The organism is Kitasatospora sp. NPDC001095, from assembly GCF_053598615.1.
Genome location: NZ_JBSFKQ010000059.1, coordinates 17,384 through 44,333 on the forward strand (window position 1 = coordinate 17,384; position 26,950 = coordinate 44,333).

Annotated in this window: 26 protein-coding genes; 13 read left to right on the top strand and 13 right to left on the bottom strand. The window is 74.0% G+C overall.

What is annotated here, in order from left to right:
- Positions 1 to 84 precede the first annotated feature (84 nt).
- The 3 genes from ACWDBB_RS31770 (at position 85) to ACWDBB_RS31780 (ending at position 3,341) form a co-directional block, all read left to right on the top strand.
- Positions 85 to 789: a rhomboid-like protein gene (locus tag ACWDBB_RS31770; RefSeq protein WP_449792866.1), complete on the top strand. Its 705-nt coding sequence runs from the start codon at positions 85 to 87 to the stop codon at positions 787 to 789.
- Between the two features lie 213 nt (positions 790 to 1,002).
- A complete protein-coding gene (gene argG / locus ACWDBB_RS31775) occupies positions 1,003 to 2,415 on the top strand; it encodes an argininosuccinate synthase (RefSeq protein ID WP_392877718.1) in 1,413 nt (470 codons plus the stop codon).
- Between the two features lie 215 nt (positions 2,416 to 2,630).
- A complete protein-coding gene (locus ACWDBB_RS31780; RefSeq protein WP_449792867.1) occupies positions 2,631 to 3,341 on the top strand; it encodes a GAP family protein in 711 nt (236 codons plus the stop codon).
- A gap of 80 nt (positions 3,342 to 3,421) precedes the next feature.
- On the opposite strand, the gene ACWDBB_RS31785 is transcribed toward ACWDBB_RS31780, so the two are convergent.
- From ACWDBB_RS31785 to ACWDBB_RS31795, 3 genes are all read right to left on the bottom strand, one after another.
- The gene (locus ACWDBB_RS31785; RefSeq protein ID WP_449792868.1) at positions 3,422 to 4,225 is read right to left on the bottom strand and encodes a hypothetical protein; all 804 of its coding nucleotides are present in this window, start codon (positions 4,223 to 4,225) and stop codon (positions 3,422 to 3,424) included.
- Entirely contained in the window at positions 4,222 to 4,794 is a 573-nt protein-coding gene (locus tag ACWDBB_RS31790) for an RNA polymerase sigma factor (protein WP_392877724.1), read from the bottom strand. Before ACWDBB_RS31790 ends, ACWDBB_RS31785 begins: the two co-directional genes overlap by 4 nt.
- 324 nt (positions 4,795 to 5,118) lie before the next feature.
- Positions 5,119 to 5,592 (bottom strand): MarR family winged helix-turn-helix transcriptional regulator, encoded by a 474-nt coding sequence (locus ACWDBB_RS31795; protein ID WP_449792869.1) that lies wholly within the window; start codon positions 5,590 to 5,592, stop codon positions 5,119 to 5,121.
- A 171-nt stretch (positions 5,593 to 5,763) separates the two neighbouring features.
- On the opposite strand from ACWDBB_RS31795, the gene ACWDBB_RS31800 reads away from it, so the two are divergent.
- Entirely contained in the window at positions 5,764 to 6,174 is a 411-nt protein-coding gene (locus ACWDBB_RS31800; protein WP_449792870.1) for an organic hydroperoxide resistance protein, read from the top strand.
- A 151-nt stretch (positions 6,175 to 6,325) separates the two neighbouring features.
- Here the strand turns inward: ACWDBB_RS31800 and ACWDBB_RS31805 are convergent, their stop codons facing one another.
- A complete protein-coding gene (locus tag ACWDBB_RS31805; RefSeq protein WP_449792871.1) occupies positions 6,326 to 6,667 on the bottom strand; it encodes a hypothetical protein in 342 nt (113 codons plus the stop codon).
- A 152-nt stretch (positions 6,668 to 6,819) separates the two neighbouring features.
- On the opposite strand from ACWDBB_RS31805, the gene ACWDBB_RS31810 reads away from it, so the two are divergent.
- Positions 6,820 to 7,326: a hypothetical protein gene (locus ACWDBB_RS31810; protein WP_449792872.1), complete on the top strand. Its 507-nt coding sequence runs from the start codon at positions 6,820 to 6,822 to the stop codon at positions 7,324 to 7,326.
- A 137-nt stretch (positions 7,327 to 7,463) separates the two neighbouring features.
- Here the strand turns inward: ACWDBB_RS31810 and ACWDBB_RS31815 are convergent, their stop codons facing one another.
- Both ACWDBB_RS31815 and ACWDBB_RS31820 read right to left on the bottom strand, forming a co-directional pair.
- Positions 7,464 to 8,114 (bottom strand): beta-glucanase, encoded by a 651-nt coding sequence (locus tag ACWDBB_RS31815; RefSeq protein ID WP_449792873.1) that lies wholly within the window; start codon positions 8,112 to 8,114, stop codon positions 7,464 to 7,466.
- A gap of 139 nt (positions 8,115 to 8,253) precedes the next feature.
- Positions 8,254 to 8,880, bottom strand: coding sequence for a CBS domain-containing protein (locus tag ACWDBB_RS31820; RefSeq protein WP_449792874.1), 627 nt, complete (start codon positions 8,878 to 8,880; stop codon positions 8,254 to 8,256).
- 964 nt (positions 8,881 to 9,844) lie between these two features.
- On the opposite strand from ACWDBB_RS31820, the gene ACWDBB_RS31825 reads away from it, so the two are divergent.
- Both ACWDBB_RS31825 and ACWDBB_RS31830 read left to right on the top strand, forming a co-directional pair.
- On the top strand, positions 9,845 to 10,348 hold the full coding sequence (locus ACWDBB_RS31825) for a hypothetical protein (RefSeq protein ID WP_449792875.1): 504 nt from the start codon (positions 9,845 to 9,847) through the stop codon (positions 10,346 to 10,348).
- A gap of 950 nt (positions 10,349 to 11,298) precedes the next feature.
- On the top strand, positions 11,299 to 11,682 hold the full coding sequence (locus tag ACWDBB_RS31830; protein WP_449792876.1) for a hypothetical protein: 384 nt from the start codon (positions 11,299 to 11,301) through the stop codon (positions 11,680 to 11,682).
- Positions 11,683 to 11,769: 87 nt separating this feature from the next.
- Here ACWDBB_RS31830 and ACWDBB_RS31835 read toward each other — a convergent pair whose 3' ends face one another.
- Entirely contained in the window at positions 11,770 to 12,966 is a 1,197-nt protein-coding gene (locus ACWDBB_RS31835) for an FAD-dependent monooxygenase (RefSeq protein ID WP_449792877.1), read from the bottom strand.
- 171 nt (positions 12,967 to 13,137) lie between these two features.
- Here ACWDBB_RS31835 and ACWDBB_RS31840 point away from each other — a divergent pair, with 171 nt between their 5' ends.
- Together ACWDBB_RS31840 and ACWDBB_RS31845 are read left to right on the top strand one after the other, a co-directional pair.
- The gene (locus ACWDBB_RS31840) at positions 13,138 to 13,875 is read left to right on the top strand and encodes a TetR/AcrR family transcriptional regulator (RefSeq protein WP_449792878.1); all 738 of its coding nucleotides are present in this window, start codon (positions 13,138 to 13,140) and stop codon (positions 13,873 to 13,875) included.
- Between the two features lie 132 nt (positions 13,876 to 14,007).
- Positions 14,008 to 14,808: a HEAT repeat domain-containing protein gene (locus ACWDBB_RS31845; RefSeq protein WP_449792879.1), complete on the top strand. Its 801-nt coding sequence runs from the start codon at positions 14,008 to 14,010 to the stop codon at positions 14,806 to 14,808.
- Between the two features lie 42 nt (positions 14,809 to 14,850).
- Here the strand turns inward: ACWDBB_RS31845 and ACWDBB_RS31850 are convergent, their stop codons facing one another.
- Positions 14,851 to 15,216, bottom strand: coding sequence for a hypothetical protein (locus ACWDBB_RS31850; RefSeq protein WP_449792880.1), 366 nt, complete (start codon positions 15,214 to 15,216; stop codon positions 14,851 to 14,853).
- Positions 15,217 to 15,488: 272 nt separating this feature from the next.
- Between ACWDBB_RS31850 and ACWDBB_RS31855 the strand changes: the two genes are divergently transcribed.
- Positions 15,489 to 15,758, top strand: coding sequence for a GlsB/YeaQ/YmgE family stress response membrane protein (locus ACWDBB_RS31855; protein WP_449792881.1), 270 nt, complete (start codon positions 15,489 to 15,491; stop codon positions 15,756 to 15,758).
- A 95-nt stretch (positions 15,759 to 15,853) separates the two neighbouring features.
- Here ACWDBB_RS31855 and ACWDBB_RS31860 read toward each other — a convergent pair whose 3' ends face one another.
- Complete coding sequence (locus ACWDBB_RS31860) at positions 15,854 to 17,734, bottom strand: amino acid transporter (protein ID WP_449792888.1); 1,881 nt, start codon at positions 17,732 to 17,734, stop codon at positions 15,854 to 15,856.
- 474 nt (positions 17,735 to 18,208) lie between these two features.
- Between ACWDBB_RS31860 and ACWDBB_RS31865 the strand changes: the two genes are divergently transcribed.
- From ACWDBB_RS31865 to ACWDBB_RS31875, 3 genes are all read left to right on the top strand, one after another.
- Positions 18,209 to 19,759: a N,N-dimethylformamidase beta subunit family domain-containing protein gene (locus ACWDBB_RS31865; protein ID WP_449792889.1), complete on the top strand. Its 1,551-nt coding sequence runs from the start codon at positions 18,209 to 18,211 to the stop codon at positions 19,757 to 19,759.
- Between the two features lie 127 nt (positions 19,760 to 19,886).
- Positions 19,887 to 20,621 (top strand): polyprenol monophosphomannose synthase, encoded by a 735-nt coding sequence (locus ACWDBB_RS31870; protein ID WP_449792882.1) that lies wholly within the window; start codon positions 19,887 to 19,889, stop codon positions 20,619 to 20,621.
- A 120-nt stretch (positions 20,622 to 20,741) separates the two neighbouring features.
- A complete protein-coding gene (locus ACWDBB_RS31875; RefSeq protein WP_449792883.1) occupies positions 20,742 to 21,995 on the top strand; it encodes an FUSC family protein in 1,254 nt (417 codons plus the stop codon).
- Positions 21,996 to 22,108: 113 nt separating this feature from the next.
- On the opposite strand, the gene ACWDBB_RS31880 is transcribed toward ACWDBB_RS31875, so the two are convergent.
- The 4 genes from ACWDBB_RS31880 to ACWDBB_RS31895 all read right to left on the bottom strand — a co-directional run bounded on the left by ACWDBB_RS31880 (position 22,109) and on the right by ACWDBB_RS31895 (position 26,612).
- Positions 22,109 to 22,558 carry an SRPBCC domain-containing protein gene (locus ACWDBB_RS31880; protein ID WP_392877756.1) on the bottom strand — a complete coding sequence of 150 codons (450 nt, stop codon included), beginning with the start codon at positions 22,556 to 22,558 and terminating at the stop codon, positions 22,109 to 22,111.
- Between the two features lie 4 nt (positions 22,559 to 22,562).
- Positions 22,563 to 23,036, bottom strand: a complete 474-nt coding sequence (locus ACWDBB_RS31885; RefSeq protein WP_449792884.1) for a VOC family protein — start codon at positions 23,034 to 23,036, stop codon at positions 22,563 to 22,565.
- 85 nt (positions 23,037 to 23,121) lie between these two features.
- A complete protein-coding gene (locus ACWDBB_RS31890) occupies positions 23,122 to 25,131 on the bottom strand; it encodes a phosphocholine-specific phospholipase C (RefSeq protein ID WP_449792885.1) in 2,010 nt (669 codons plus the stop codon).
- Positions 25,132 to 25,175: 44 nt separating this feature from the next.
- Complete coding sequence (locus ACWDBB_RS31895) at positions 25,176 to 26,612, bottom strand: endonuclease/exonuclease/phosphatase family protein (protein WP_449792886.1); 1,437 nt, start codon at positions 26,610 to 26,612, stop codon at positions 25,176 to 25,178.
- Positions 26,613 to 26,950 lie beyond the last annotated feature (338 nt).

Sequence of the window (26,950 nt, forward strand, 5' to 3'; positions counted from 1 at the left end):
GCTCGGACCGTCCGGCCGCGGGCTTCCCGGCCGCGCACCGGGCGATCCCTCACCGGGAACCGCCGAACAAGGGCACCAGGCACGATGAGCGATCGCCTCACGACGAGGACACCGACCGGCCCCGATGCCTCCCGGCGCCCAGCCCCGAGAGCCGCCGCCCCAAAGGCCGCCGCCCCGAGGTTCTCCGCCCTGGGAGCCGCCGCCCGGCTGCGGCTGACCGCGGCGTACGTCCTGCTGTTGACCGTGACGGCAGCCTGGCTGGCGAGCCAGGGCCATGCCGAGCGGGCCCGGTTCGTCCGGCACAACAGCAGCAATGTCCACCACCTGGAAGTGGGCAAGTGGTGGACCCTGTTCACCAGCGGCCTGGTGGTCGACGGCGTCCCGGCCTGGGCGGGCATCGCGGCGGTCGCCGCCGCCCTGGGCCTGGCCGAGTGGCGCTGGGGGCCGGCCCGGGCCGGAGCGGTCTTCCTCTTCGGACACCTGGGCGCCACCCTGCTCACCGAGGGCGCCATGTGGGTGATGGTGACCGCCCGCATCCCCGGCGCGCTCTCCCACGCCCGCGACGTGGGCATCAGCTACGGCCTGGTCGCCACCGGCGCCTGTCTGCTCGCCCTCGGCCCGCTCCCGCTGCGCCGCTACGGCCTGCCGGCGCTCGCGCTGACCCTGGCCACCGCCTGGGCGCTGGACCAGCAGCTGGCCGACGCCGGCCACCTGGTCGCCCTCGGGCTGGGCGTACTCGCCTCCCGTACCGCCTGGCTGCGCGCCCGGCGGTCCGGCCAGGCGCCCTGATCCCCCCAACCACCTGACCGCCCAACGGAGTTGGCCGGACACAAGACCCGCATGCGATGGCCCGGCGAGCCACCGTCGCCACCGGGGATTCCGTATGCCCTTGCATTACTCTGCAAATCTATGCCAGAGTTCGGGCATCGGATCGATTACGCCGAATCCCGTCACACATCGCTAGATCAGGGGCCCGCTCCTCGCGGGTCAGAGGGTGCATCCATGTCGAAGGTCTTGAGCAAGCTGCCGGTCGGTGAACGGATCGGCATCGCATTCTCCGGTGGGTTGGACACCTCCGTCGCCGTCGCGTGGATGCGCGAACACGGTGCCCTCCCCTACGCATACACGGCCGACATCGGCCAGTACGACGAGCCGAACCTCGCCGACGTCCCGGCCCGGGGCCGCGCGTACGGCGCCGAGCAGGCCCGGCTGGTCGACTGCCGGGCCGCGCTGGTCGAGGAGGGCCTGGCCGCCCTCGCCTGCGGCGCCTTCCACATCCGCTCCGCCGGGCAGACGTACTTCAACACCACCCCGCTCGGCCGCGCCGTGACCGGCACGCTGCTGGTGCGCGCCATGCAGGAGGACGGCGTCTCCATCTGGGGCGACGGCTCCACCTACAAGGGCAACGACATCGAGCGATTCTACCGCTACGGCCTGCTCGCCAACCCCAACCTGCGGATCTACAAGCCGTGGCTGGACCAGGCGTTCGTCGACCAGCTCGGCGGCCGCAAGGAGATGTCCGAGTGGCTCGCCGAGCGGGACCTCCCGTACCGGGACTCCGCCGAGAAGGCCTACTCGACCGACGCCAACATCTGGGGCGCCACCCACGAGGCCAAGCGGCTGGAGTACCTGGACGCCTCCATGGAGATCGTCAGCCCGATCATGGGCGTGGCCTTCTGGGACCCGGCGGTCGAGATCCAGACCGAGGACGTCACCATCGAGTTCGAGTTCGGCCGCCCGGTCCGGATCAACGGCCAGGAGTTCGCCAGCGCCGTCGACCTGGTCCACGAGGCCAACACCATCGGTGGCCGGCACGGCCTGGGCATGTCGGACCAGATCGAGAACCGCATCATCGAGGCCAAGAGCCGCGGCATCTACGAGGCCCCCGGCATGGCGCTGCTGCACATCGCCTACGAGCGGCTGCTCAACGCCATCCACAACGAGGACACCATCGCGACGTACCACACCCAGGGTCGGCGGCTCGGGCGGCTGCTGTACGAGGGCCGCTGGTTCGACCCGCAGTCGCTGATGCTCCGGGACAGCATCCAGCGCTGGATCGGCCACCCGGTCACCGGCACCGTCACCCTGCGGCTGCGGCGCGGGCAGGACTACTCGGTCATCGACACCCAGGGTCCCAACTTCAGCTACCACCCCGAGAAGCTGTCGATGGAGCGCAGCGTCGACGCCGCGTTCGTCCCGGACGACCGCATCGGCCAGCTGACCATGCGCAACCTCGACATCGCCGACTCGCGCAGCAAGCTGGAGCAGTACGCGGTGCACGGCCAGCTGGCGCCGTGGAGCGGCCTGATCGGCGAGCTCGCTCCGGGCGGTGCGGCTCCCATCGCGGCCGGCACCGGTGACGAGGAGGACCCCACCGCGCTGGACCACGCGGCGATCGAGTCCGGCAACGACTGACACGCTCCGCGCTCGCGGAGGGCCGTCGCACCCCAGCGGTGCGGCGGCCCTCCGCCGCTCTCGCCCCGCGCCGGCCCCCACTCGTGACTCCGCGCCCGTCCCCCACCCGCTCTCCCCACCCGACCTCACCCGAACGGCGGCACCGGCCGTGCGCCGACCGCCCGTCGGTAGCTGAATGGCGGACGGTGCCCGGCGACGGGAAGGCGGGTCGGGAGATGGGTGAGGCTATCGGCCCGATGCTGGCCTCCGCGGTGGCGGTCGCGCTCAGCCCGCTGCCGCTGATCGCCGTCCTCCTGATCCTCGCCTCACCGCACGGACGGGCCAACGGGATCGCCTTCACGGCCGGCTGGCTGCTCGGCCTGGCCACGGTGGTGGCCTCCGTCGTCGCGGCGGGCACCGCGCTGGACCCGGCCCGCACCACGCCGACCTGGTCCTCCTGGCTGAAGCTCGGCCTCGGCACCGCGCTCCTCGTGCTGGCCGCCCGGCAGTGGCGCGAACGGCCCCGCCCCGGCCGGGTCACCGCGCCACCGGCCTGGCTGCTCTCGATCGACCGGCTGACCGCCGCCCGGTCCGCCGGTCTCGCGGTGGTCCTGATCGTCGCCCACCCCAAGACCCTGATCCCGGCCGTCGGCGGGGCCGCCTCCATCGCCGCCGCGCCGCCCGGCGCCGGGGTCGGGGTCGGCATCACTACCGGCATCGGCATCGGTATCGGCGGGAAGGCGGTGGCCGCCACCCTGATGGTGCTCCTCGGCTCGCTGGGCACCCTGCTGCCGCTCGTGGTCCACCTCGTGGGCAACGACCACGCGCGGCAGACCCTCGGCGAGTGGCGGGCCTGGACGGCCACGCACAACGCGGCGATCATGACCGCCGTTCCGCTGCTGCTCGGCGCCGAGTACCTGGGCGCCGCCGTCTCGGGGCTCGCCTGAACCCCGACCGGCCGCACCCGTCACCGCACCCGTCCCCGCACCCGCACCCGCACCCGCACCCGCACCTGCACCCGCACCCGTCACCGGATCCGGACCACCCCCCGCCCCCGCACCGCCCGGACGCCCAACCGTCCGGGGTGCGCCCTCGGTCGCGCCGCCACGGCCTCCCGCACCGTCAAAAGGATCTCGCCGTCATAGTGCTCAGCCAGCAGCCGTGCCAGCTCCGCCGCCCCGCCCGGCCGGACGTCGGGCGCCAACTCCGGCAGCCGGCCAGGGGCGCTCAGGTCCTGGGCCTGGGCGGCCCAGCGGGCCGCGTCGCGCCGCTCGCCCTCGGCGGTGTAGTGCACCGCCAGGCAGTGCACGGCCAGCTGGTCCCCGTACTGAGCGGCTATCCGCCACCAGAAGACGCCGTCCGCCGTGCGGCCCATGCCGTACAACAGGCAGCCGAGGGTCCGGAAGGCGGTCTTCTCGGCGAGTTCGAGGTCCAGGGCCAGTTCCCCTGGCTCCACCGCGCCCGCCACCCCCGCGCACAGGTGCCGCAGGTCGCGCCGCAGCTCCGCCCGCCCCCCGGCCCACCTGAGCTGTCCCGGAATCGCCGCCGCCCCGGAGCCCGACCGCACCCCGGGGCCGACCCCCACCCCCGCCCCGGCGCCGGTCCCGGAGCCCGCCGCCACGGACGCACCCGGGCTGGGCCCCGCCGCCGGAGCGTGCGGGGGCCGGGCGCCGGCGGGTGGCCGGTCGGGGCGTTCGCGCACCACTGGGGCGGGTCGCCGGACGGCGGCGAGCCGCTCGGCCAGTCGGCGGGTGAAGGCCACCGGATCGTGGTCGTCGAACTCCCGCTCCAGCTCGACGGCGTGCGCGTGCAGCAGGTCCGCGACCCTCATGTCCGTGCCCCGCCGTCGTCCGGATGCTCCAGCAGGTACTCCAGGTGGCGCCGTCCGAGGCTGTAGTAGGTGCGGGCTGTGGTGTGCGCGATGCCGAGGGAGCGTCCGATGTCGGGGTAGGACAGTCCCGCCTGACGCAGCCGGACCACGTCGGCCTGGACCGGGGCGGCCCGCGCGAGCTCCTCCATCGCCCAGTCCAGCGCGTCCAGCTCGGCGAGCTCGTTCAGTTCGTCCTGGCTGGTGTCGGGACGGCGCTGGGCGATCACCCGCAGCCGCTTGCGTTCGGTGCGGCGACGCTCGCGCAGCACGTCCACCACGGCATCCTTGACGATCTTGAAGGCGAAGGCCTGCGGATCGGGGCTGGCCAGGGCCCGGCGCCAGTTCTTGTAGAGCGTGGTGCCCGCGTTCTGGACGGCATCCTGGGCGTCCTCACGGTGCCGCAGGCGTTGCTGGGCGTAGCGGAGGTACCCGGAGTTCTCTCGGGTGAAGAAGGCCTCGAAGTCGTTCGGCAGGTCGCCGAGCGGGTCGGCTCGCAGTCCCCGCTCCTCGCCCGGCCCGGGAGTGCTCACGCGGCCCCCCTTTCGTCGGTCAGCTGGCCGGCCCACCTGGTGGCACGCCGACGGCCCCTTGGGGCTCGTGGTGTAACCGTCCGGGAGCTCCGCGATGTTGACCGGATCGGGCGGACAATTGCCGAAAGATTCCGTTCACATTCGGACAGCGCCGCTGACCTGCCGCTTCACCCTCGCGAACCCAACGGACGCATCCGAAACGTGACCCAGATCACAGGCTCACGGAAGGATGGCTTGACAAGCCTTCCAGGGCCACCCCAGGGCCATCCCACCCGAACACCCCCCACTCCACCCGAACACCCCCCGCTCCAGTCGGCCACGCCCCTACGGCGCCGGCTCGACCTCGGCGGCGTCCAGCGCGGCGGTCACCCGGTCCAGCAACCCGCGCAGCGCCGCCAGGTCCTCGAGCGGCAGCCCGGCCGCCGCGAGCAGTCGGCGCGGGACCAGCCCGGCCCGCTCGCGCAGCACCGACCCCTCGGGGGTCAGGCGGACGGTGACCGACCGCTCATCCTCGGGGCTCCGCTCGCGGCGCACCAGTCCGGCCGCCTCCAGGCGCTTGAGCAGCGGGGAGAGCGTTCCGGAGTCCAGCCGCAGCCGCTCGCCGATCCGCTTGACGGGCAGCTCGCCCTCCTCCCACAGCACCAGCATGACCAGGTACTGCGGATAGGTGAGTCCGAGGTCCCGCAGCAGCACCCGGTACACACCGCCGAAGGCACGGGAGGCCGCATTGAGCGAGAAGCAGATCTGCTGGTCGAGGCGGAGCAGCTCCTCGTCCGCCAGGCCGGGATTGGTGGTCATGGACCCATGATAACGATCGCCAGCGCGCGACTTAGTTGTGCGCAATTGAATTGCGTGCTCTACTTGGTTACAACGCAGCGACCACCGAGCGGCCGCCGCGAAGCGGTCCGGGCCCCGCAACCGCCCGGACGACCGACCGCACGAACACCCAGGACCCGAAGGGAAGCCACCATGGACGCGCTCTACACCGCAGCCGCCACCACCAACGGCCGGGAGGGTCGTGCCGTCAGCTCCGACGGCCGGCTGGACCTCACGCTGGCCATGCCGCCCGCGCTCGGCGGCAGCGGCCAGGGCACCAACCCGGAGCAGCTCTTCGCCGCCGGCTACGCCGCCTGCTTCGCCAGCGCTCTCGGCCTGGTCGGCCGGCAGGCCCGGGTGGACACCAGCGAGGTCTCGGTGACCGCCGAGGTGTCCATCGGCAAGGACGAGGCTGGCTTCGCCCTCGCCGTCGTCCTGCGCGTCGAGCTGCCCGAGTCCCTCGCGGGCGAGACCGGCGAGGTGCTGGTCAAGCAGGCGCACGAGGTCTGCCCCTACTCCCGCGCCACCCGGGGCAACATCCCGGTCGAGCTGGTCGTCGAGTAACCGGTCGGACGCCCAGGCACCCCCGCCGACGGGCGGGCCCGCCGCACGCGAAGTGCGGCGGGCCCGCCCGTACGCCCGAGGCTCGCATCCCGAGGCCCGCAAGGCTCCCAGGTCCGCCTCCCCGAGGCCCCGCGTCCCGAGCCGACCCAGCTCAGTCCCCGCCCGGCCCGTTCGCCGAGCGCAACGTGTCCAGTCGGTGCCGGTACTCCTCCGCGTCGATCTCACCCCGCGCGAACCGCTCCGCGAGCAGCTGTTCCGCGGCCGGCCCCTGGCCCCCCTGCCCCACCTGGCCCCAGCCCTGTGCTCCGCCCGCCCCCGGCCCACCGGCGCCCGGAGCCGCCCGTCCGGGCGGGATCGGCTGCCGGGTGTGCGACACGTAACGGAACAGGGCCACCGCGAGGAGCACCAGGATCACCAGGACCACCAGCATCCCGAACACCATCAGCCCCATGCCCCAGCCACCGACGTAGTTGTGTTCGTGCCAGTACCTCATCAGGACCTCCTCCTCCGGCCCCGCCGGGGCCCGCCGAGGTGAGCAGCGCCTACCACCATCGTGCGCCCGTCGACAGTGAAAGCGGCGTGAGGGAAGTCCGGGACGACGGTCCGGTGCTCGATCCGGCGTGCGCCCCGGGTAGCGTGCCGCTCGTGACCCACCACCCGCCGCCCATGTCCTCCGCCCCACCGCCCACGTCCGCCGTCCCGCCGCTCACGGTCGGCCACGCGCCCGACGACGACCGCTCCCCCGAGCAGCTCGTCGCCGCCGGGGTGCTGCGGCACCATCCCGACCCGCGCCCCCACCCCACGCTCGGCCACTCCCCGATCGACTACGTCACCACCGAACTCTGGGCCGAGCTCACCGCCCTCGCCATCGCGCCCACTGCCGCCGAGACCACCGCCACCGCGCTGCTGAACTCGATCGCCGACCGCGCCGTGGACGCGGCACTCGCCCCGGGCAACGAGCGCGCCCCGCGCGACGACCTGTACGTGACCGACCCCGCCCACATCGGCCCGCACCGCCGGGCGGTCTGGTTCCAGCGCTCCGGCCCGCGCGGCCCCCGCGACCCGCACAACCTGCTCACCCCGCTCGACCCACTCGGCGGGTTCACCCCTCGCGGCCCGATCACCGCCTCCTTCGCCCCCCGCGAACCGTAGGCACCAGCACCCCACCCCGCGCACCCGCCGCGCCCCGCACACCCGCCGGGCCACGCACCCCGGCCGCACACTAAGCCGCCGAATTCACACGCCCCGCCGCACACTCAGCCGCAGAACCGCACGCCCGCGCCGGACGCTCAACGCTCGACCTGGAGGCCGTGGCACACCCAGCTCAGCCGGTCCGGCCCGCCGTACGGCGGCCGGTCGTGGTAAGTCCCGTCCGCCACTGACATGTTGACGATCATGTACGCGTGCCACGTCGACCCGACCCCGTGCAGGTCCGCGTAGACGAGCTCGTCCGCCACGTACCAGTCCACCGAGTTCGCGCCGAGCACGACCCGCAGGTCGAACGTCGCTCCCGGCCCGATCCCGGCGCTCGCGCCGTGCCAGTAACGGAAGCCGCCCCGCACGTGGTTGGAGATCTCCAGCAGGTCGGGGTTGTCGGGGTGGTACTCGAAGACGTCCACCTCGTTGCCGCCGTCCCGCCAGGTCCAGATCGCCGGCCAGGCGCCCAGCTCGACGGGCAGCGTCACGCTCGCCGACAGCACGTCCCCGGCGCGGAGTTGGAAGCCCTCCGGACTGCCCTCGGTGGTCAGCAGACTGCAGCTCCACAGCCCGCCGCTGTGCCGCCTGACCGCCGTGAACACCCCGCCGGGGCAGTAGTCGCGGCTGAGGTAGTCGAGCTTGTGGTCGCTTCTGTTGGTCGGCCCCATCCGGGGATAGGCGCTGCTGCGCCCGGCGGTCCACTGGCTGGTTGAAGTGAAGTCCGCGTCGAACACGACTGTCACGGCCGCCTCCCCGAAGCTCCGGCGTCCCGGCAGTCCGCACGCCGGGCACACAGGGTGAGTTCCCCGATACCCTCCGCAGTATGCGAAGCGCATAGTTCGAGCCCGGGACGAACGTGCGATTCGGTGCTGGCGCGGCCGGTCAGCCGACCGGTGCCGCGCCACCGGCCGCGAGCCGGTCGGTCACCGAGACCACCCCGTCCACCGAGCGGCACAGGTTGAGCACGATCGGCACCAGGTGGGGTTCGGGCACCGTCCCACTGAGCACCACCCGCCCCTGGTTGACCTCCACCCCGATCTCCGCCGGGCTGACCCCGTCGATCCGGCCCAGCACCTCCTCGACGATCTCCCGCCGGATCACCGCGTCCTCGCGCAGGAAAACCCGCAGCAGGTCGCCGCGGCTGACCATGCCGATGACCCGCCCCTCCTCGTCCAGCACCGGCAGCCGCTTGAGGCCGTGCCGGCTCATCAGCCGGGCCGCCGCGACCACGCTGGTGTCCGGCGTGGTGCAGACCGGCTGCGCCGTCATCAGGTCGGCCGCGGTCACCTCGCCGTCCGGTCCCGCCTGGGCCGACTCGGGCGCCGGCAGCAGGCTGGCCGGGTCCTCCTGCGCGGCGAGGGTGCGCAGCAGGTCGGCCTCCGAGACCAAGCCGAGCGGCCGCCCCTCCGGGTCCACCACCGGTACGCCGGTGATGTCGTACTCGCTCAGCAGCGCCACGATCTCCCGGAATCCGGTCTCGGGTGAGACCAGGACCACGGGGCTGGTCATCACGGATTCGACGGTGGCATGCCGCACGCCGGTTCACCTCGTCCAACGATGCTGGTCCGACCGGGCACGGGTCGTCCCGGCCGGTACCGGCAGCATCGCTCGTGGCGGCCGGGATCGCCAGGGGCCAAGGGGCCGAACGGGTGGGACCTTGGGCCTCGGCCCGCGAACGCGCTCCCGACAGCGGTCAGGGGCGGACGGTCGCCCCACAGGCGGGGAGGGCACCGGCCGGAGGCCGTGGCGGAGCCGCAGGACCAGCCGTTCCGGCCGTACGTGTTCCGCAGCGCCTGGCCGTGCACATCGGGGTCCGCCCACCCGGCGCCCCGCGTCCCGCGTCCGGAGTGGCGGGCCCGACCGCACGGGCTCGCCACGAAGGCCGCAGCGATCCTGCCGCCGGCCGCGGGGACGACCCCCTCCAGGGCCTGCGGCACGAGCACGCCGGGGTCGCCGCCCGGCTTCCCGGTGCCCGCCGGTCATCCGGCCGAACCGGCGGCCGCCCGAGTACGGGTCGACGGCGTTCGGGTCGTGGCGGGACCGCGTCTGCTCCCGTGGTCCGCCCCGACACCGGAGGTCACCCGGGCGTGACCGTGCCGGACCCCGGGAGTCCCGGCCGTACAGCCGGCGCGAGGCGGTCTCCCCGACCGCCGCGAGCGAGACGTTGCGGTCCGCCGCGAGCCGGTCGACGAGCGTGTCGACGGCCCGGGAACCCCCGTCGACCAGGCGGGCGGAGCATCCACCGCTGCTCGTCGGCGGGAGGGCCGCCGGCACGCGCCGGACGTCCTTGCCCCAGGGGCCCGCCGCACACCCGTCATATGACCGCCGATCTCCCCGGGCGGCGCAACCATCACATGATCGACTCGTCGCTTGTCCACCACGACGGCACCACGGCTACCGGGAGGGTTCCTCGGCAGGAACGGTCCGGCTCGCGCACCTGGCGCTGCCCGCCGACCGCGACCGGCACAGCCGGGTGCTCGCCACCCACGCCGCCGTCCAGCGCACCCTGCCCACCCGCTGGGCCCGGTCTCCCCGGCCGACCGTCGCCGAGGCGTCCACTCCCGAACCTTCCGACGCCCCGGACGACGACGCCGTCTACGCCGCACTGCGTCTGCGGGTGCTGCGCACCGCGCTCCGGTCGCACCCGGCCGCCCGCCTCCTCACGCCATGGGTCCGGGGCCTGCGGCTGTTCACCCCGAACGGCGGCGAGGAGGACGCGGAAGTCGACCACCCGCTCGCCGCGGTCTCCGCCCCGGACAGGGCGGCCTTCGCCCTGCGGACGGTCGAGGGGCTGAGCCCGGAACGGGCCGCCGAGGTGCTGCGGCAGCCGGAGCGGCGCACCCGGCGGTGGCGGTGGCCATGGCCGTGGCCGTGGCCGGACAGGTCCCCTCCGGTTCGGACCCGTTGCCGCCGGCCTTCGACCGGTGCGCCGTCCGGGTACAGCCCACCGACCTGCTGCGCCGTCGCCGTTCGCTGACGGCCGTGCCCGCGGTCGGTGTGCTCGGACTCACCCCCACGGCGGGCGTCCTGGGCGGCTCCCTCCCCGCGGTGCCCGGCCGTCCGGCGACGGTGTCGCTCCCGGGTCCGACACCGACCCCTCCGACCTGGTCCGGGTCGCCGCCGGCGCCTGGCAGCCCACCACCCGGGTCGGCTTCACCGTCTGGCCGACCCGCGGCGAGCGGAGCACGGACGGCGCGCTGCTCGGCCGGGCCCTGGCAGCCTGGTCACGGCCCGGCGCCCGGACCCACGCCGAACCGGGTACCGACCCGGCTCCGCCCACCGCTCCCTGCACCTGCTGTTCGCCGGGACGGTGGACGGCACCGGCGTGGTGGTGTTCCACGACGGCGGGCGGATCGCCCGCTCCACCGACGGCCGGGACGGGCAGGACGCCGAGTCGGACCTCGCCCGGGCCGACGACGCGGACCTCACCACGGCGGGCGCGGTGGTCCTGCACCGCTGGGGCGCCACCGTCCGCTACCTGCTGGCGCCCTGGGTGGACTCGGCCGAGACCCGGCGGATCGACCACCCCGACACCCCCGCGCGCCCGTTGGACCACCCCGACACCCCCGCGCGCTCGTTGGACCACCCCGACGGCCTCACAGCCCCGACCCCGGCCGGTGGTCCCCCCGGCTGCCGGGGCGCCACCCTGCTCCAACTGCGTTCCTCCCCCGTGGTCGCCGACCGGCACGCCTTCCTGCCGACCGACGTGGGCGGCCTGATCCCCACCCACCTCACCCACGCCCCGCCACCGGACCGCACCCAGGCCGATCGCACCCAGGCCGACCACGCCCCGCCCGCCCGCCCCCGCCCGCCCCCGAGCCGCGCGAGGCCACCGCCCAGGACCCGCTGCGGGCCTGGTCCCGGGCCGGCTGCGCCGCCCCCGAGCGCGCACCGGGCGTCAGGCAACTGGACCTCCGGGTCTTCGCCGTGCAGCCGCTGCCGCAGAACGCCGGTTCGGCCTCCTGGGTCTGCCTGCGCGCCGACCGCTGGGGCGGCGCGGGCAGCGCGGCCACCGCCGTCCTGCTGCCGGGCTCCGGCCGCCCGCAGCGTACCGGCGGCGGATCGGGCCGGACGTGCAGCCGCTCCGAACGGGACACCGTGTCCTGGGCCTGGTGGCGTTCCCCGCGTGGACCGGAGTTCCTGCTCGCGGCGGGCAGCCGCCGGGTCACCCGGCTCGCCGTCAAGGGCCCGGACCGGTCCGCCGACCACTCCACGCCGCACCGCACCCTGGCCGTCGAACGCCCCGCCCGGGCCGCCGTCCAGGTGGAGGCGCTGCTCGACAACGGAACCCGCATCAGCCCACCACACTGAAGCCCGTCCGCAGCCCGCCAGCAGCCCCTCAGCACCCGGGGCCGCGTCCGCGCCGAGGCCCCGTCCGCACCTGGGGCCCCGCCCCGTTCAGCCCGTGGCCAACCGCCGCCGGGCCGACTCCCGCTCGTAGTCCGGCAGTTCGACGCTGCTGACCTGCTTGCCCAGCTCCAGCATCCGCTCCAGCACCCAGCGCCGGTTGAGCAGCGCGTTGCGCAGCCGCAGCCCGGTGGCCGTCCGCGGCGCGAGGAACGGCCCGGTCCGGTCCCCGCCCTTCTGGCAGCCCTGCGCGTAGCCGCGCAGCAGCCGCTCGTACCTCGCGAAGGCGGCGCGGTGGTCGCCGTCGGCCCGGGCCAGCTCGCCCGCCAGGACGTACGCGGCGACCACCGCCGTCCCGGTGCCCATGCCGCCGATGGTCGCGCCGCAGGCGGCGTCGCCGATCAGGGCGATCCGGCCGGTCGACCAGGCGGGCACGTCGGCGCGGCTGATCGAGTCGAAGTACAGCTCGGGGGCGGCGTCCAGACTCTCCAGCAGCTGTGGGACCCGCCAGCCGAGGCCCGCGAAGGCGGCCCGGACCAGCGCCTTCTGCCCTGCCGGGTCGTGGCGGTCGTAGCGCAGTTCGGGCGAGGCGAAGAGGCAGAACGCGCCGGCCCGGGCCGGGTCGCGGTGGGCCGCGCCGACGGACATCAGCCGGCCGGGGACGTTGAGGCCGACCGCGCCGACCGGCAGCCCGTGCTCGTTGGGCAGCCGCCAGGTGGCCGCGTAGTAGCCGAGGTGGCGGACGTAGTGCCGCTCGGGGCCGAAGGCGAGCCGGCGGACGTTGGAGTGCAGGCCGTCGGCGCCGATCACCAGGTCGAACTCGCGCGGCGCCGCGTGCCGGAAGGCGACCCGGACCCCGCTCGGGGTCTCCTCCAGCTCCGTGATCGCGTCGCCGAAGACGTACTCGGCGCGGGCGCTGTGCCGGTGGAGCAACTGGGCCAGCTCGCCGCGCGGGACCTCCAGGTCACCGCCGGCGAACTCGGCGGGCAGGTGCAGCAGTCCGCGCCCGTCGGGGCCCACGAAGGTCATCGGGCTTCCGCCGGTGCCGAGCGCGCGCAGCTCCTCCAGGACGCCCATCCGCTCGAGCACGGTCAGGTGGGTGCGGCCGCGGAAGTCGACGTCCTGGCCGCCGTCGCGCAGGGCGGGCGCCAGCTCGACCACGGTCACCTCGAAGCCGTACCGGCCCAGCCAGTGGGCCAGCGCGGGACCGGCGATGCTCGCGCCCGAGATCAGGACCCTGGTGCTCATGGAAACCACTCCGTCCGAGGAACGTGAAACTGTGTCTGGCGGACACTGTTCGTTGCTGTGTACGGTAGACACAGTTGCATCGGATGGGCAACCCCCCAGGTCGCGGCATGGACGGACACCCGGCCGGAAGCCCGGGGCGGCACACCCCGCAGGGGCCCAGGACGGGAGTGGATGATGGTCGAGTCGGTGAGCGACACCGTGCGGTTGCTCTGGGGTCCTCCGGCGAGGCCCACCCGGGGCCCGAAGCCGGCCCTCAGCCTGGAGCGGATCGCCGCTGCCGGGGTCGAGGTCGCCGACGCGGAGGGGCTCGACGCGGTCTCCATGCAGAAGGTGGCCGGGCTGCTCGACTTCACCAAGATGTCGCTCTACCGGTACGTCCCCGGCAAGGCCGAACTGATCGCCCTGATGGTCGAGTCGGCCGTCGGCGCACCTCCGGACGCACCCACCGGTGCCGGCTGGCGGGAACAACTCACCGCCTGGTCCCACCACTTGGCCGAGTCCTTCGCCCGGCACCCGTGGCTGCTGGACGCCACCGTCGGAGCCCGAGCGCTCGGCCCGAGGGAACTCGCCTGGCTGGAGCGGGCGGTGGCGGCGCTCGACGGCCACGGGCTGACCGGCCCCGAACGGATGGACGCCGCCGTCCTGCTCACCGGGCACGTGCGCGGGATCACCGCGCAGTCCCGCGCCGCCGGACCGGCCGGCACCCCCGAGGCCGAACTCCTGGCCGCCCTCGGCACCGTGGTCCGGGAGCACGCCGACCGCTTCCCGGCCGTCGCCGCCGCCATGGCCGACCCGGAGGGCCGCGACCAGGCGCTGGAGTTCGGCCTGGAGCGCATCCTGGACGGCCTGGCCGCCCTGATCGAGCGCCGGACCGGGCCCCGAGCCGAGCCCCGCGCGAACGCGGGCTGACCCGCTCACCCTCGACCCTCCGGGCTGACCCGCCCACCCTCGACCCGCCGAGCCGGACCGACCCGCCCTCGCCCGTCCGCTCCCCGAAAACCGTTCGGAGCGCCGCCCGTTCACTCGCTACCATCGCGCCTCATGGCGATGTTCGTGCACCTGACCGCCGCGGCCAACGCGCCGCGCATCCGCCGCGCCGGGATCCGCGCCGACAGCCACGGCCAGGGCGGCGCGCGCGGGGTGTACTGCTTCCCCGTGCTGCCCTCGTACACGCTGACCCACCAGTGGCTGCGCGAACTGGCCCGGTTCCACCCCAAGGGCGCGCTCGTCGCGGTGCACCTCCGGCTGGACGACGACCAGGAGGTCCTGGCCGGGCACTACCGCGACCGCGACCGGGGCACCCAGCGGCCGCTGCGCGCCGCCGAGGCGGTCCGGCGGATCGGCACGCTGGCCGACCCGCGTGGCTGGGAGGTGTTCCTGCCGCGCGCGGTGGGGGCCCGCGAGGTGCACCGGGTCCGCGCCGTACCGCAGGTCACCGGCTGGCGCTACCTCCCGGGCGCCCACGGCACCCGGCCGTGCACCTGTTTCGGCTGCCGCATCTACGGCGAGTACGGCGCCCGCCGACTGCGCGAGCGCCACCCGCACCCGCTGGACGGCCCGCCGCCGCCCGTCCCCGTGCTGCTCGCGCGGATCGCGGCGGCCGGCGTACCGGGCGATCCGGCCGAACTGCGCTCGGTGCTGCACTGGTTCGGGTTGCGCCGGCGCGGCCCTCTGGAGCGTCTGGCCCCGCTGGCCGCCCACCCGGACCCGGCGGTGCGGGGGGAACTGGTCTGGGCCGTCTGCCGCTGGTCGACCCCGGGTGTCGCCGAACTGCTGGACAGTCTGGCGGACGACCCGGATCCGGGCGTCCGCGAGGCCGTCGCGGCGGTCCGGGACCGCTGAGGCCCCGGCCGCCGTCGGATCGGAACAGGTCGGGCGTTTCCGTCAGGAGACGCGCTTGAGCTGCCAGGAGTTCTTCTCCAGGCTCGGCACCGCGGAGTAGTTGCAGCCGGAGCCGTAGAAGGTGCTCACGATCGTCCAGCCGGCCGGCGGCCAGGTGGAGGCGCAGGCGTTGACCACGGTGCCGACCGGGTAGCCGGTGAGCTGCATGATCTTCTTGGTGTTCGGGTTGAAGCCGGAGCCGCAGCCGGCGCTGTTCCACCACTGGACGTCCACGTAGCCGCCCGGCGTCAGCGAGGAGGAGCAGACGGTGCTGGTGTCACCGGGCGCGGCCTGGGCCGTTCCCGCGGTCAGGGTCAGCGCGGCGGCGGTGCAGCCCAGGGCCAGGACGGCGGAACGAAGGCGTGTCACGAGGGTCGGCTCCTTTCGGTGACGCGGCCCGTCCGCGTCCCGCCCATTCCTACCCGTACGGCCCGGACGGCGGACAGCGACTTTCCGGCCCCGCCTGCGGCTCGTTCTCGCCCATCCCTGTCGACGGCGGTCCAGCGAGATGCCGCTGGCCTGCGCGATCCCCCGCCGAGGTGCCCGTTCACCCGATCCGGGTGATCATGGGACGAACCGCGTCATCGGCGATACGGCGCACCCGGCCGCCGGCCCGGGGAGCGCTCGGAAGGTGGACTGCGATGTTCCAACTCCTGTGGATCCTGCTCATCGGCTTCGTGCTGGGCGTGATCGCCAAGCTCATCCTGCGGGGACCGCAGTCGATCCCCTGGTGGCTGACCATGCTGCTCGGCGCGGCCGGGGCCTGGCTCGGCAACGCCGTCTCCGGCTGGATCGGCGTCCGCCACACCTCGGGCATCGACTGGATCCGCCACATCCTGCAACTCGCCTTCGCCGTCGCCCTGGTCGCCATCGTCGCCCCCGCCTGGAGCAGGTCGCACCCGAGCCGCTGACCGGCCGGGACAACCTGCCCCACGTGCACGGCCGGGACGGCTCAGCACACGTGCACGGCCGGGACGACCCGCCCCACGTGCGTGCCCGGGGCAGCTCAGCCCACGTGCACGGCCGGGCGGCGGGCCCGGTCCGGTTCGGCCTCGCGCAGCACCTCGCGGGTGACGGGGGCGATCTCACCCTGTCCGAACAGGAAGAACCGCAGGAACTGGGCGAAGGGGTTGCCCTCGGTCCACTCGAAGTAGATGTGCGGCTGCTGCCCGGTGAGGTCGCGCACCCGCAGCAACAGGGCGGCCAGCGCGTTGGGCACACTGGAGCTCTCCAGCGACAGCACCCGGTAGCGGTCGTGCAGCACCTCGCCGCGCACGGTCAGCTCGGCCTCGAAGTCGGACGGGTCGAGCACGGTGACCTCGACGAAGACCAGGTCGTCCTCGGCCGGGATGTCGTTGTCCCGCCGGATCTGGTGGATCTTGTCACGGTACTCGGCGAGGTCCCGGCTGTTCGGCTCGTTGGCGATCAGCCGCAGCGGGCGGTGGGTGTAGTCCCGGACGAACCGCTCCGCGACCTCGTCCAGCACCACGTCGGTGACGCGCAGTTCGAAGGCGCGCTTGAGCCGGGACAGGAAGGAGACCAGCATGATGCCCGCGATGAAGCAGGCGCCGATCTTGACGCCGTCCGGCCGCTCGGCGATGTTCACCGCCGTGGTGTAGAGGAAGACCGCCGAGATCACTCCGAAGCCGGCCCGCCAGCGACGCTGCCCGGCCTTGTGGGCGGCGATGGTGACGGCGATGGCCGCGGAGCTGATCAGCACCAGCACGCCGGTGGCGTAGGCGCCGCCCTGGGCGTCCACGTTGGCGTCGAAGATCCAGGTCACCAGGAAGGCGATCAGGGTGAGCACGATGACGGTCGGCCGCACCGCGCGGGCCCAGTGCGGGGCCATGCCGTAGCGCGGCAGGTAGCGCGGCATCAGGTTGAGCAGCCCGGCCATCGCGGAGGCCCCGGCGAACCAGAGGATGGCGATCGTGGAGAGGTCGTAGACGCTGCCGAAGGTGCTGCCCAGGTACTCGTGGGCGAGGTAGGCGAGCGCCCGCCCGTTGGCCTGGCCGCCGGTCTTGAACTGGTCCTCGGGGATGAGCAGCGTGGTGATGAAGCTGGTGGTGATCAGGAACACGCTCATGATCGCGGCGGCGGTGGTCAGCAGCTTGCGGGCGCCACGGATGCGGCCGGTGGGCTTCTCCTCGGTGTCGTCCGGGTCCCCCTCGATGTGCGGCATCACGGCGACACCGGTCTCGAATCCGGACAGGCCGAGCGCCAGTTTCGGGAAGACGATCAGGGCGACGCCGATCATCGCGATGGCGTTGCCGTGTTCCGCGGTCAGCGCGTCCGTCCAGTCGCTGAACAGGTGCGGGGCGCTGAGCACGTGCCACAGCCCGTTCGCCACCACCACGACGTTGAGCGAGAGGTACACCGCGACCAGCACCACGGCCAGGCCGATCGCCTCGCTGAACCCCTTGAGGAAGACCGCGCCGAGCAGGGCGATCATGATCATGGTCAGCGAGATCTGCCTGCCGGCCAGGGCGCTGTGCAGGTGCGGGTTCTCCACCAGGTGGGCGCTGGCGTCGGCGGCGGACAGGGTGATGGTGATCATGAAGTCGGTGGACGCGAAACCCAGCAGGGTCAGCACGAAGAGCTTGCCCTGCCAGAACGACAGCAGCCGTTCCAGCATCGCGATCGACCCCTGGCCGTGCGGACTCTCCTGGGCGACCCTCCGGTAGACCGGCAGCGCGCCGAGCAGGGTGACGATCACCAGCACGATGGTGGCCAGCGGCGAGACCAGCCCGGCCGCGAGCGCGGCGATGCCGGGCTGGTAGCCGAGCGTGGAGAAGTAGTCCAGGCCGGTCAGGCACATGACCCGCCACCAGCGCTGGCCCTTCTCCTGCTGAGGCTCGGCGTGCGGGCCGGGGTGCTGTTTGGCCATGTCGGACAGGCCTTCCAGCAGCCAGGCCCGGAACCGCCCGCCCCGGGAGGAAGGCACCGCCCCCTGCTCGGCCGACCCCGAAGACACCACGTGCACCCCTGTCCACGACTCGGCCGGGCGCGCGGCTCCGGGCCCCCTGCGGCCGCCGGACGGCGGGCCTGGTCAGGCTAGGGGACGTGATCGCCGGGGTCGGGCAAGCGCGCGGGCCGACACACCCGGGTGCGCCCGTACGGCCCTCCCCGGTGGCGGGCCGTCCCAGGCCTCATCCCCGCAGGGCGGCACCCCCGCGAGACCCCGTGATCCGGCGCGGCGGCCTACACCGGCGTCGCGAAACGCGCGAGGATGTCCGCGCACCCGACATGCCCGGCCGGGGCGGCCACGGGGCACGGAACACGGGGCACGGACACGGACGAGGGAAACAGGGAGGTCGCGGTGGTGGAGCCGAGCCGGCGGAGGGTTCTGGGCCTGGGCCTGATGGCGGCCGCGGTCACCTCCTGCGGCCCCCGCCGCCCGGACCCCTCCACCCCTGCAGCCGCCTCGGCACCCGGCGCCGCGGCACCCGGCGCCACCGCCCCCGCCTCCGCCTCCGGCGGCCCGGTCGCCGACGGGCACACCGGCCCGACGAGCGAGCGCTCCCTGCCCGGCAACCCCGACTGGGAGATCACCGACCCCGGCCCGGACGGCGCCATCGAGGGTTTCGCCGACCGGGTCAGCGTCCTGCCAGGGGAGTCCTTCGGCCTGCACGTCTCCACCTCCGCCGCCGCCTTCACCGTCTCCGCCTACCGGATGGGCTGGTACGACGGCGCCCGCGCCCGGCTGGTCTGGCGCCGCGAGCACGTCCCCGGCGGCAAGCAGGCCGCGCCGCACGTGGACCCGGCGACCCGCACCGTGCTGACCAGCTGGCAGCGCACCCTCGCGGTGGACACCGCCGGCTGGCCCGAGGGCGCCTACCTGCTGCGCCTGGACGCCGAGGACGGCTCCGGCCGGCGCTACGTCCCGCTCACCGTCCGCTCGGCGAGCACCGCCGGCCGGACCGTGATCATGGGCGCCCCGGCGACCTGGCAGGCCTACAACGAGTGGGGCGGCTACAGCCTCTACAACGGCCCGACCGGAGGCCTGGCCACCCGCTCGCTGCAGGTCGTCTTCGACCGGCCGTACGACTACGACCACGGCGCCGGGCTGTTCCTGGTCTACGAGGCGCCGCTGGTCGCCCTCGCCGAGCGGCTCGGCCTGCCGCTCGCGTACACCACCGGCATCGACGTGGCCCGCGAGCCCGGCCTGCTGACCGGGGCGAGCGCCGTCCTGTCCCTGGGCCACGACGAGTACTGGTCGCCCGAGCAGCGGGCCAACGTGGTCGCGGCCCGGGACGCCGGGACCAACCTGGCGATCCTCGGCGCCAACTGCTGCTTCCGCCGGGTCCGCTTCGAGCCGACCGAGCTCGGCCCCGACCGCACGGTGGTCTGTTACAAGGACGCGTGGGCGCAGGATCCGGGCCACCGGTCGGGCGCCCCGGCGACCACCGACTTCAGGGTCGGCCCGGGCGCCGACCCGGAGAGCTCGATGCTCGGCGTCATCTACGACGGCTACCCGGTGGACGCCCCGTACGTGGTCACCTCGCCCGGGCACTGGGCCTTCGAGGGGACGGGCGTCGCGGCGGGCGCGTCGTTCCCGCACCTGGTCGGGGTGGAGTACGACCGGGTGGACACCGGCTTTCCCACCCCGCGGCCGATCGAGGTGATCGCCCACTCCCCCGTGGTCTGCGACGGCCGCCGCTCCCACTCCGACACCGCCTACTACACCGTGCCGAGCGGCGCCGGGGTGTTCGCCACCGGGACGATGCGCTGGGTCGAGGCGCTGGAGGCCCGCGGCCCCGGCGGCGGCAAGGCCGACCACGGCATCGACTCGCACGCCGGGGACCTGGTCCGCCAGGTCACCGAGAACGTCCTGCGCGCCTTCGCGGCCGGACCGGCCGGCCGGACCCACCCTGCCCAGGACAACCTCGCGGCCGTCTACGGCATGGCGTAGCGGGCCCGGCTCGGCCGGCCGTGAGCGCCGGTGCGGACGCCCGCGCCCTGAGCCGGGGCCGGCGGCGCCCGACACCCCCGGTACACTCGCACGGTCCCATCCGGAGCAGGCACGAGGGAAACAGAACATGGTCGAGGCCTCCCCCAAGGTCGTTGTGGTCGTCCCCACGTACAACGAGCGGGAGAACCTCCCGGTCCTCGCGGGCCTGCTCGCGGAGCTCCCGGTGCCCAACCTGCACCTGCTGGTGGTCGACGACAACTCCCCCGACGGCACCGGTGAGATCGCCGACAAGCTCGCCGTGGACTCCGGCGGCACCGTGAGCGTGCTGCACCGCACCGAGAAGGACGGCCTCGGCCGCGCCTACCTGGCCGGCATGGCCAAGGCGCTGGACGAGGGCGCCGACGTCGTGGTGCAGATGGACGCCGACCTCTCCCACCCGGCCTCCGCGATACCCGCGATGGTCGAGACGCTGCTCACCGACGGCACCGCCGTGGTGCTGGGCTCGCGCTACGTCCCGGGCGGCTCCACCGCCGAGGAGTGGCCCTGGCACCGCAAGGCGCTCTCCGCCTGGGCGAACTTCTATGTCAACGCGATCCTCAGCCTCGGCGTCCGGGACGCCACGGCCGGCTTCAAGGCCTGGCGGGCCGACACCCTGCGCGCCATCGACCTGCCGACCGTGCAGAGCAACGGCTACTCGTTCCAGGTCGAGATGAACTACCGGGTCGTCAAGCAGGGCATGACCATCCGCGAGGTGCCGATCCGCTTCGAGGAGCGGATCGAGGGCGCCTCGAAGATGAGCATGGGCGTGCAGGTCGAGTCCGCGCTGGCGCCCTGGAAGCTGCGCTTCAACCGCGACGACTAGCGGGTACCGGCGGCGCACGGCACGGGCCCGGCCCGCACCGGCCCGGCCCGATGCGGGCGTACGGGTGCCGGAAGGTCCCGGGAGCGGTGTGAACGGCGGCTTCGGGGAAAGAAGGGCGACATGGCCCTTCTCCCGGAGACCCTCAAGGACCTGGTCCGCCGCAGCGCCCGAGACCCCTTCGTGGTCCAGACCATCCGGGCCACCGTCGCGGCCACCATCTCGTACGCGGTGGCGACGCAGCTGAGCAGCGAGCCCGCCCCGCTGACGGCGCCGCTGACCGCGCTGCTGGTGGTCCAGGTCACCGTCTACTCGACGCTCAAGACCAGCATCCGGCGGGTCAACTCGGTGGTGGTCGGGGTGCTGATCGCGATCGGCTTCAGCTCCGTGGTCGGGCTCTCCTGGTGGAGCCTCGGGCTGATCATCCTGGCCTCACTGGTCGTCGGCCGGTTCGTCCGGGTCGAGGAGTTCGTCCAGGAGGTCGCGATCAGCGCGATGCTGATCCTGGGCGTGACCAAGCTGGCCTCGCAGGCCTGGGACCGGGTGCTGGAGACGCTCATCGGAGCCGCCGTCGGCCTGCTGTTCAACCTGCTGTTCGCGCCACCGGTCTGGGTGGACACCGCCGGGGAGTCGATCGAGGACCTCGCCCGGCGGGCCCGCCAGCTGCTGCTGGACATCTCCGAGGAGCTGGGCCGCCCCACCCCGGTGGCCAGGGCCGCCGAGCGGCTGCACGAGGCCCGCCGGCTCGACCAGGCGATCGCCGACGTGGACGCGGCGCTGCGCCAGGCCGAGGACAGCCTGCGGTTCAACCCGCGGATCAGCGAGGGGCTGCTGTCCCGGCTGGTGCTGCGCACCGGGCTGGACACGCTGGAGATCTGCGTCGTCGTGATCCGCGTGCTGGCCCGCTCGCTGACCGACCTGGCCAAGCGGCGCGGACCCGATGAACGGCTCTTCCCGCCGGAGGTCGCGGTGGAGCTCGAGGAACTGCTGGCGCACGTGGGCGGCGCGATGGTGAGCTACGCGGTGCTGGTGACCACTCAGGTGAGCCGCAACGCCGAGGAGGCGGAGGAGCGACTGACCGCCGAGCTGGCGGCCGCGTGGACCTGCCGGGAGAACGTCGCCCAGCTGCTGCTGCGCAAGGTCCAGGAGCACCCGGAGGCCTGGCAGCTGCACGGTTCGATACTGGCCGAGGTGGACCGCATCCTGGACGAGATGGACCTGGAGCACCGCGGCCGGCGGCTGATGGAGGAGCTGGACCGGGCCTCGGTGGCGAACCGGGAGCGGTTCTCCCGCTACGCCGCGCTGCGCCGCCTGCTGCGGGGCGAGCGGGCCCGCGGCGGGCGGTCCTCCGTCAAGGCGCAGCGCCCGGCGGCGTAGGCCGGGCGCCGTTGCCGGGGTGTCCCACCCGGCGCTTCGCCGGGTCCCGGCCGGCGGGCCCGGCGCCGTTCCCCGGGGCTTCCCGCTCGGCGCCGTTCCCCGGAGCGCTGCGGTCAGGGCATCAGCCAGGGCTGCTGCGGCAGCGGGTGGCCGGTCTCCAGGTAGGTCTTGAGATTGGCGAGCACCGCCGACCAGCCCTGTTCGGCGTCGGCCCGCGCGGCCTCGTCGGCGAGGTTCTCGTGGATGACGGTGAGCCGGGTGAGGTCCTGCCAGCCCTGGATCTCGAAGGTGACCCGGGACGGCCAGCCGGCCCGGTCCTCCTGCGGCCCGGCCCAGGTGGTGACCAGCCGGTGCGGGCGGTCGACCGCCTCGACCGTGCCGGTGACGTCGGCGATGCCGGAGCCGTCGGTCCGCTGGTGCTCCCAGGGCGCGCCGAGCAGCCAGGTGGAGACGTTGCGGTGGCCCCAGTAGAGGCCGGACTCGTCGGCGTTGGTGAGCGCGTGCCAGACCCGCTCGGGGGTGGCACGCAGGTAGGTGATGCCGCGGTGGCTGAGGGCGGTCACGGCCTCACCCCTCGGCCGCGGCGAGCAGCGGCTGGATCTCGATCTTCTGCATCCGCAGCATGGCCGCGAAGACGCGGTCCGCCTTGGCCCGGTCCTCGCCCGCGACCAGGTCGAGCAGCACCCGGGGGGTGATCTGCCAGGAGAGGCCGTATCTGTCCTTGAGCCAGCCGCACGGGCCCGGCTGACCGCCGTCGGCGGTGAGTCCCGCCCAGAGTGCGTCGACCTCCTGCTGGTCCTCGCACTCCACCTGGAGCGAGATCGCCTCGGTGAAGTGGAACTCGGGGCCCCCGTTGAGGGCCGTGTACTCGCGGCCGACCAGCTCGAACTCGACGGTCATCACCGAGCCGGCCGGGCGGGGGCCGGCCTCGCCGTAGCGGGTGGTCCTGGTGATCCGGGAGTTCGGGAACAGGGAGGTGTAGAAGGCGGCGGCCTCTTCGGCCCGGTCGTCGAACCAGAGGACGGTGGTGATTTTCTGCATGCGCCCGACGGTAACGGCGGGGTCCGGTACGGCGGCCGAGCCACGGCCGGGGGTCACCGGATCGGCGCCCCCGGCCGACCTCGCGTCAGTGCACCCAGCCCGCGTAGCGCTGGACGAAGCGCTGACCGGTGTGGGCGGTCACGATGACGTCGTAGCGGCCCTGCTTGTCCAGCGGCCAGGCCAGGTTGGCCTGCCTGCCGGGCTTGGCCCAGACGGTCTGCGCGGTGCCCGCGAAGTCGTTGGGCGCGACGGTGAAGGCCACGTCGGTCATCCCGTCGTTGGCCAGCTGCAGGGTGAGCTTGCGGTCGCCGCGCAGGTCGGCGGTGACGATCGGCACGCCGATGTCGTTCTGGCCGTCCTGACCGTCGCGCACCACGGTGCCGGCGAAGCGGCGGACGAAGCCGTCCGGGCCGTGCACGGTGAAGTCGTAGCGGCCGCCCGTGGTGGCGGCGTCCCAGACGTACCGGGCGGTGGCGCCGGGGGCGACGGTGTACGGGGTGCCGGCGAAGGGGAGCAGGATGTTCGGGTAGACGGCGTACGGGAACGCCACCGAGCCGTCGTTGCTCATCGTGCAGGTGACCTTGCCGGTCCTCCGGTCCACCTCGACGTCGGCCCACGGCTGGTACGGCAGCGGGCGGTGCGGGCGCTCGCCGCGCTCCTGGACGGGCATCGCCTGGGCGCCGACCGCCGGCAGCGCGACACCGGGCAGCTTGGTGCCCGCGTCGGCCCTGGCCATCAGCGCCTTGGTGTCGGGCAGCGCCGGGATCGAGTGCTCCGGGGCGGCGAAGTCGAAGCAGCTGGTGAGGTCCCCGCAGACGGCCCGGCGCCAGGCCGAGATGTTGGGCTCGGCCACCCCGGTGACCAGCTCCATGAAGCGCAGCACGGACGTGTGGTCGAAGACCTGGGAGTTGACCCAGCCGCCGCGCGACCAGGGCGAGATCACCCAGAGCGGCACCCGGTTGCCGAGGCCGATGGCCCGTCCCTGGGTGAACTCCTCGGGGGTGCCGGGCTCGGGGGTGGGCGGGACCACGTGGTCGAAGTAGCCGTCGTTCTCGTCGTACATCACCAGGAAGACGGTGTGCCGCCAGACCTCCGGGTTGGACATCAGCGACTGCAGGGCCTGGTCGACCCAGTGCGCGCCGTAGGCCGGGCCGGCCTCCGGGTGCTCGGAGAACAGGTAGGGCGCGACCAGCCAGGAGACGGTCGGCAGGGTGCCGTCCTTGCAGTGGCGGTCGAAGTCGGCGGGGTCGAACTTCGTCATCGCGTTGACGTAACGCGGGTCGTCGTGCGGGAAGTCGTGGAACTGCTTGAAGTAGGAGAGCGCGTTGTCGTCGTAGTCGCCGGTGCGGTCGTCCTTGCTGAGGTTGTGGTACACGCGCCAGCTGACGCCGGCCGCCTCCAGGCGCTCGGCGTAGGTGGTCCAGTCGGCGACGGGGTTGTCGGTGACCGGGGTGTTGTCGATCCACGGCCCTGTGGTGCCGTCGCGGCCGGGGCCGGAGGTGCCGGTCCACAGGTAGAGGCGGTTGGGGTCGGTCGGGCCCGCCAGCGAGGTGAAGTAGGCGTCGCAGACGGTGAACGCGTCGGCCAGGGCGTACTGGTAGGGGATGTCGTCCCGGGTGAAGTAGCCCATGGTGCGCTCGCCCTTGGCGGCGATCCACTTGTTCATCGCGCCGTTGTTGATGGCCTGGTGACCGGTGGCCCAGTCGTGCGGGAGGCCGCCGGCGTTCTGCGCGTTGTACTTGGCGGTGTCCATCCGGTACGGCAGCATCACGCCGCCGTCGCTGCGCCGGCTGTCGGGCTGGCGGAAGACGTCGGTGCCGTCCGGGAACTGGAGCGCCTGCTTGTCGCCGAAGCCGCGGACGCCGGCCAGGGTGCCGAAGTAGTGGTCGAAGGAACGGTTCTCCTGCATCAGGACGACGACGTGCCTGACGTCCTTGACGGTGCCGGTGAGCGGGACGGTCGGCTTGGCGCCGCCGGCGGCGGTGGGCGCGGGGGCCGGGGCGGCGGCGGCTTGGGTGGCCGTCAGACCGGTCAGGGCGGTGGCGCCGACGGCCGCGGTGGCGCCGACGAAGGTGCGGCGGGAGAGCTCGGGCATGACGAACTGGCCTCTCGGAACTGGGAGTCGGGGAGCCTGGGAGCTCAGAGCCAGAAGGTGGCGACCGCGGCGGCGGTGTCGGAGGGCCACTCGTTGGCGGCGGCACCGGGCTCGGGCTGCGGCCAGTCGGCGACCAGGGTGTGCGCCTCGACCAGCTTCAGCGGGCCCGCGTACTGGACGTAGTCGATGCGGTCCTGCGGCTCGGGACGGTCGCCGCGCCGCTTGCGGGTGGGCGACCAGGTGTTGCCCGGGGCCTTGACCGGGTCGGGGCACTCCTCGCGGAAGGCGTCGGTCAGGCCGGCGTCCTGGAGGGCCACGGTGACCGGCCAGGCGAGCGCGCCGACCCCCTGGTGGGCGGCGGCGGTGGCGGCCGTCCAGTCCCGGTGCGAGGGCGAGGAGAGCGCGCCGGCCAGCACCACCGGGATGCGCCGGGCGATGTCCGCGCGCACGGCGGCGGCCAGCGCCTCGGCCTGCTTCAGCCGCAGCGACCCCTTCTCGGCGGCCAGCACCTCGGCGGCGGTCCGGCCGTCCTGGACCGCGTACGGGCCGTAGCCCGCCTCGTCCAGGTGGGCGGCCCAGAATCGGACGCTGCGGCCGCCGGGCAGCCGCAGGGTGACCGCGGCGGCGGGCAGCTCGGCGGTCGGCGGGGTGACGTCGCCGAGCGGGTGGCGGCTGAGGATGCCGATGCTGCCCGGGCTCTGGTAGGCGTACCAGCCGAGGGCGTCGGCCAGGGTCCTGGCCCGCTCCCCCGCGGTCTCCTGGAGGGCGAGCACGTCCAGGCCCTGGGCGAGGACCACGCGCAGTTGCTTCTCCAGCGCGTCGGTGTGGGCGGAGCCCGCGTCGTGCAGGTTCCAGCCGGCGGCCTTGAGGCGCGGTGCGGCGGCCGGGTCGACCACCGGGACGAGGACGGTGACGGTGTCGGTGGCGCCCGTACTGTCCTCGACGCCGACGACCACCGGCTCGGGGGCCTTGCCGGGGGCGGCGGGGGCGGTGCCGGTGAGGACGCCGTCGGCGCTGACGGAGGCCCAGGCCGGGCCGGCGACCTTGCGGAAGGTGGCGGAGCCGGCCGGGTTTCCGGCCGGACGGGACCAGAGTCCGCCGAGCCGGACCGTCACGGCCGCGCCCGGGGCGACGGGCGTGGCGGTGAAGGAGTCGACGGCGGCGTGCGGGCGCACGACGGCGGGCTGGGGGCGGAAGGCGAACGGCTCGGTCCGGGCGAGGATGCCGTAGCCGTCCTTGGCGAGCAGGTAGGCGGTGTACGGGCCGCCGGTCAGCGCGGAGGTGTCGAGCTGGACGTCGCCCGAGGTGCCCGGGGTGTACTTCCACAGCAGCGAGCCGCCGTTGCCGGGCTGGCGGCCGCCGTCGTAGATGCCGACCCAGTTCTTGGCGTCGGGGACGTCGGTGGTCCAGTGGAAGGTGAGCCGGTCGCCTTCGGTGGGGTTGCTGGAGGAGCTGAGCGTCAGGGCGCTGCCTGCGGCCACGGTTGTCCTGTCCGCCGCCCGGGGCCGGGGCCCGCCGGGGGACGGTGCGCCGGGGCCGGGTACGGCTGGTCACGGAGGCTGGGAGAGGGGAGCGCCGCAGTTGGCTGTACAACTGCGGGCGCCCTCATTCATCCGAAGGTCAGCGACCAGCGCATGAACGACGCGTGACGGAGCGTCGGGCGGAGCGGGAACTTCGGTGGGCGCGCCTGCGGGCGCCTCCGCGGACGTGTCCTCGAGCGCCTCCTCGGACGCCTCCTCGGACGCCTCCGCGGGCATGCGGCGGGGGCTGTGGTGGACCGGGGGTCCGGCAGCTCCACGAAGGCCGCGGTGAACTCCAC

What these genes read in the sequence shown, in the direction of transcription:
- ACWDBB_RS31835 (WP_449792877.1), bottom strand. Translation starts at nt 12,966, where the DNA reads ATGAGCACCAGGGTCCTGATCTCGGGCGCGAGCATCGCCGGTCCCGCG.
- ACWDBB_RS31840 (WP_449792878.1), top strand. Translation starts at nt 13,138, where the DNA reads ATGATGGTCGAGTCGGTGAGCGACACCGTGCGGTTGCTCTGGGGTCCT.
- ACWDBB_RS31860 (WP_449792888.1), bottom strand. Translation starts at nt 17,734, where the DNA reads ATGGCCAAACAGCACCCCGGCCCGCACGCCGAGCCTCAGCAGGAGAAG.
- ACWDBB_RS31820 (WP_449792874.1), bottom strand. Translation starts at nt 8,880, where the DNA reads ATGACCAGCCCCGTGGTCCTGGTCTCACCCGAGACCGGATTCCGGGAG.
- ACWDBB_RS31780 (WP_449792867.1), top strand. Translation starts at nt 2,631, where the DNA reads ATGGGTGAGGCTATCGGCCCGATGCTGGCCTCCGCGGTGGCGGTCGCG.
- ACWDBB_RS31785 (WP_449792868.1), bottom strand. Translation starts at nt 4,225, where the DNA reads ATGAGGGTCGCGGACCTGCTGCACGCGCACGCCGTCGAGCTGGAGCGG.
- ACWDBB_RS31770 (WP_449792866.1), top strand. Translation starts at nt 85, where the DNA reads ATGAGCGATCGCCTCACGACGAGGACACCGACCGGCCCCGATGCCTCC.
- ACWDBB_RS31845 (WP_449792879.1), top strand. Translation starts at nt 14,008, where the DNA reads ATGGCGATGTTCGTGCACCTGACCGCCGCGGCCAACGCGCCGCGCATC.
- ACWDBB_RS31800 (WP_449792870.1), top strand. Translation starts at nt 5,764, where the DNA reads ATGGACGCGCTCTACACCGCAGCCGCCACCACCAACGGCCGGGAGGGT.
- ACWDBB_RS31885 (WP_449792884.1), bottom strand. Translation starts at nt 23,036, where the DNA reads ATGCAGAAAATCACCACCGTCCTCTGGTTCGACGACCGGGCCGAAGAG.
- ACWDBB_RS31805 (WP_449792871.1), bottom strand. Translation starts at nt 6,667, where the DNA reads ATGAGGTACTGGCACGAACACAACTACGTCGGTGGCTGGGGCATGGGG.
- argG (WP_392877718.1), top strand. Translation starts at nt 1,003, where the DNA reads ATGTCGAAGGTCTTGAGCAAGCTGCCGGTCGGTGAACGGATCGGCATC.
- ACWDBB_RS31875 (WP_449792883.1), top strand. Translation starts at nt 20,742, where the DNA reads ATGGCCCTTCTCCCGGAGACCCTCAAGGACCTGGTCCGCCGCAGCGCC.
- ACWDBB_RS31795 (WP_449792869.1), bottom strand. Translation starts at nt 5,592, where the DNA reads ATGACCACCAATCCCGGCCTGGCGGACGAGGAGCTGCTCCGCCTCGAC.
- ACWDBB_RS31865 (WP_449792889.1), top strand. Translation starts at nt 18,209, where the DNA reads ATGGCGGCCGCGGTCACCTCCTGCGGCCCCCGCCGCCCGGACCCCTCC.
- ACWDBB_RS31890 (WP_449792885.1), bottom strand. Translation starts at nt 25,131, where the DNA reads ATGCCCGAGCTCTCCCGCCGCACCTTCGTCGGCGCCACCGCGGCCGTC.
- ACWDBB_RS31870 (WP_449792882.1), top strand. Translation starts at nt 19,887, where the DNA reads ATGGTCGAGGCCTCCCCCAAGGTCGTTGTGGTCGTCCCCACGTACAAC.
- ACWDBB_RS31855 (WP_449792881.1), top strand. Translation starts at nt 15,489, where the DNA reads ATGTTCCAACTCCTGTGGATCCTGCTCATCGGCTTCGTGCTGGGCGTG.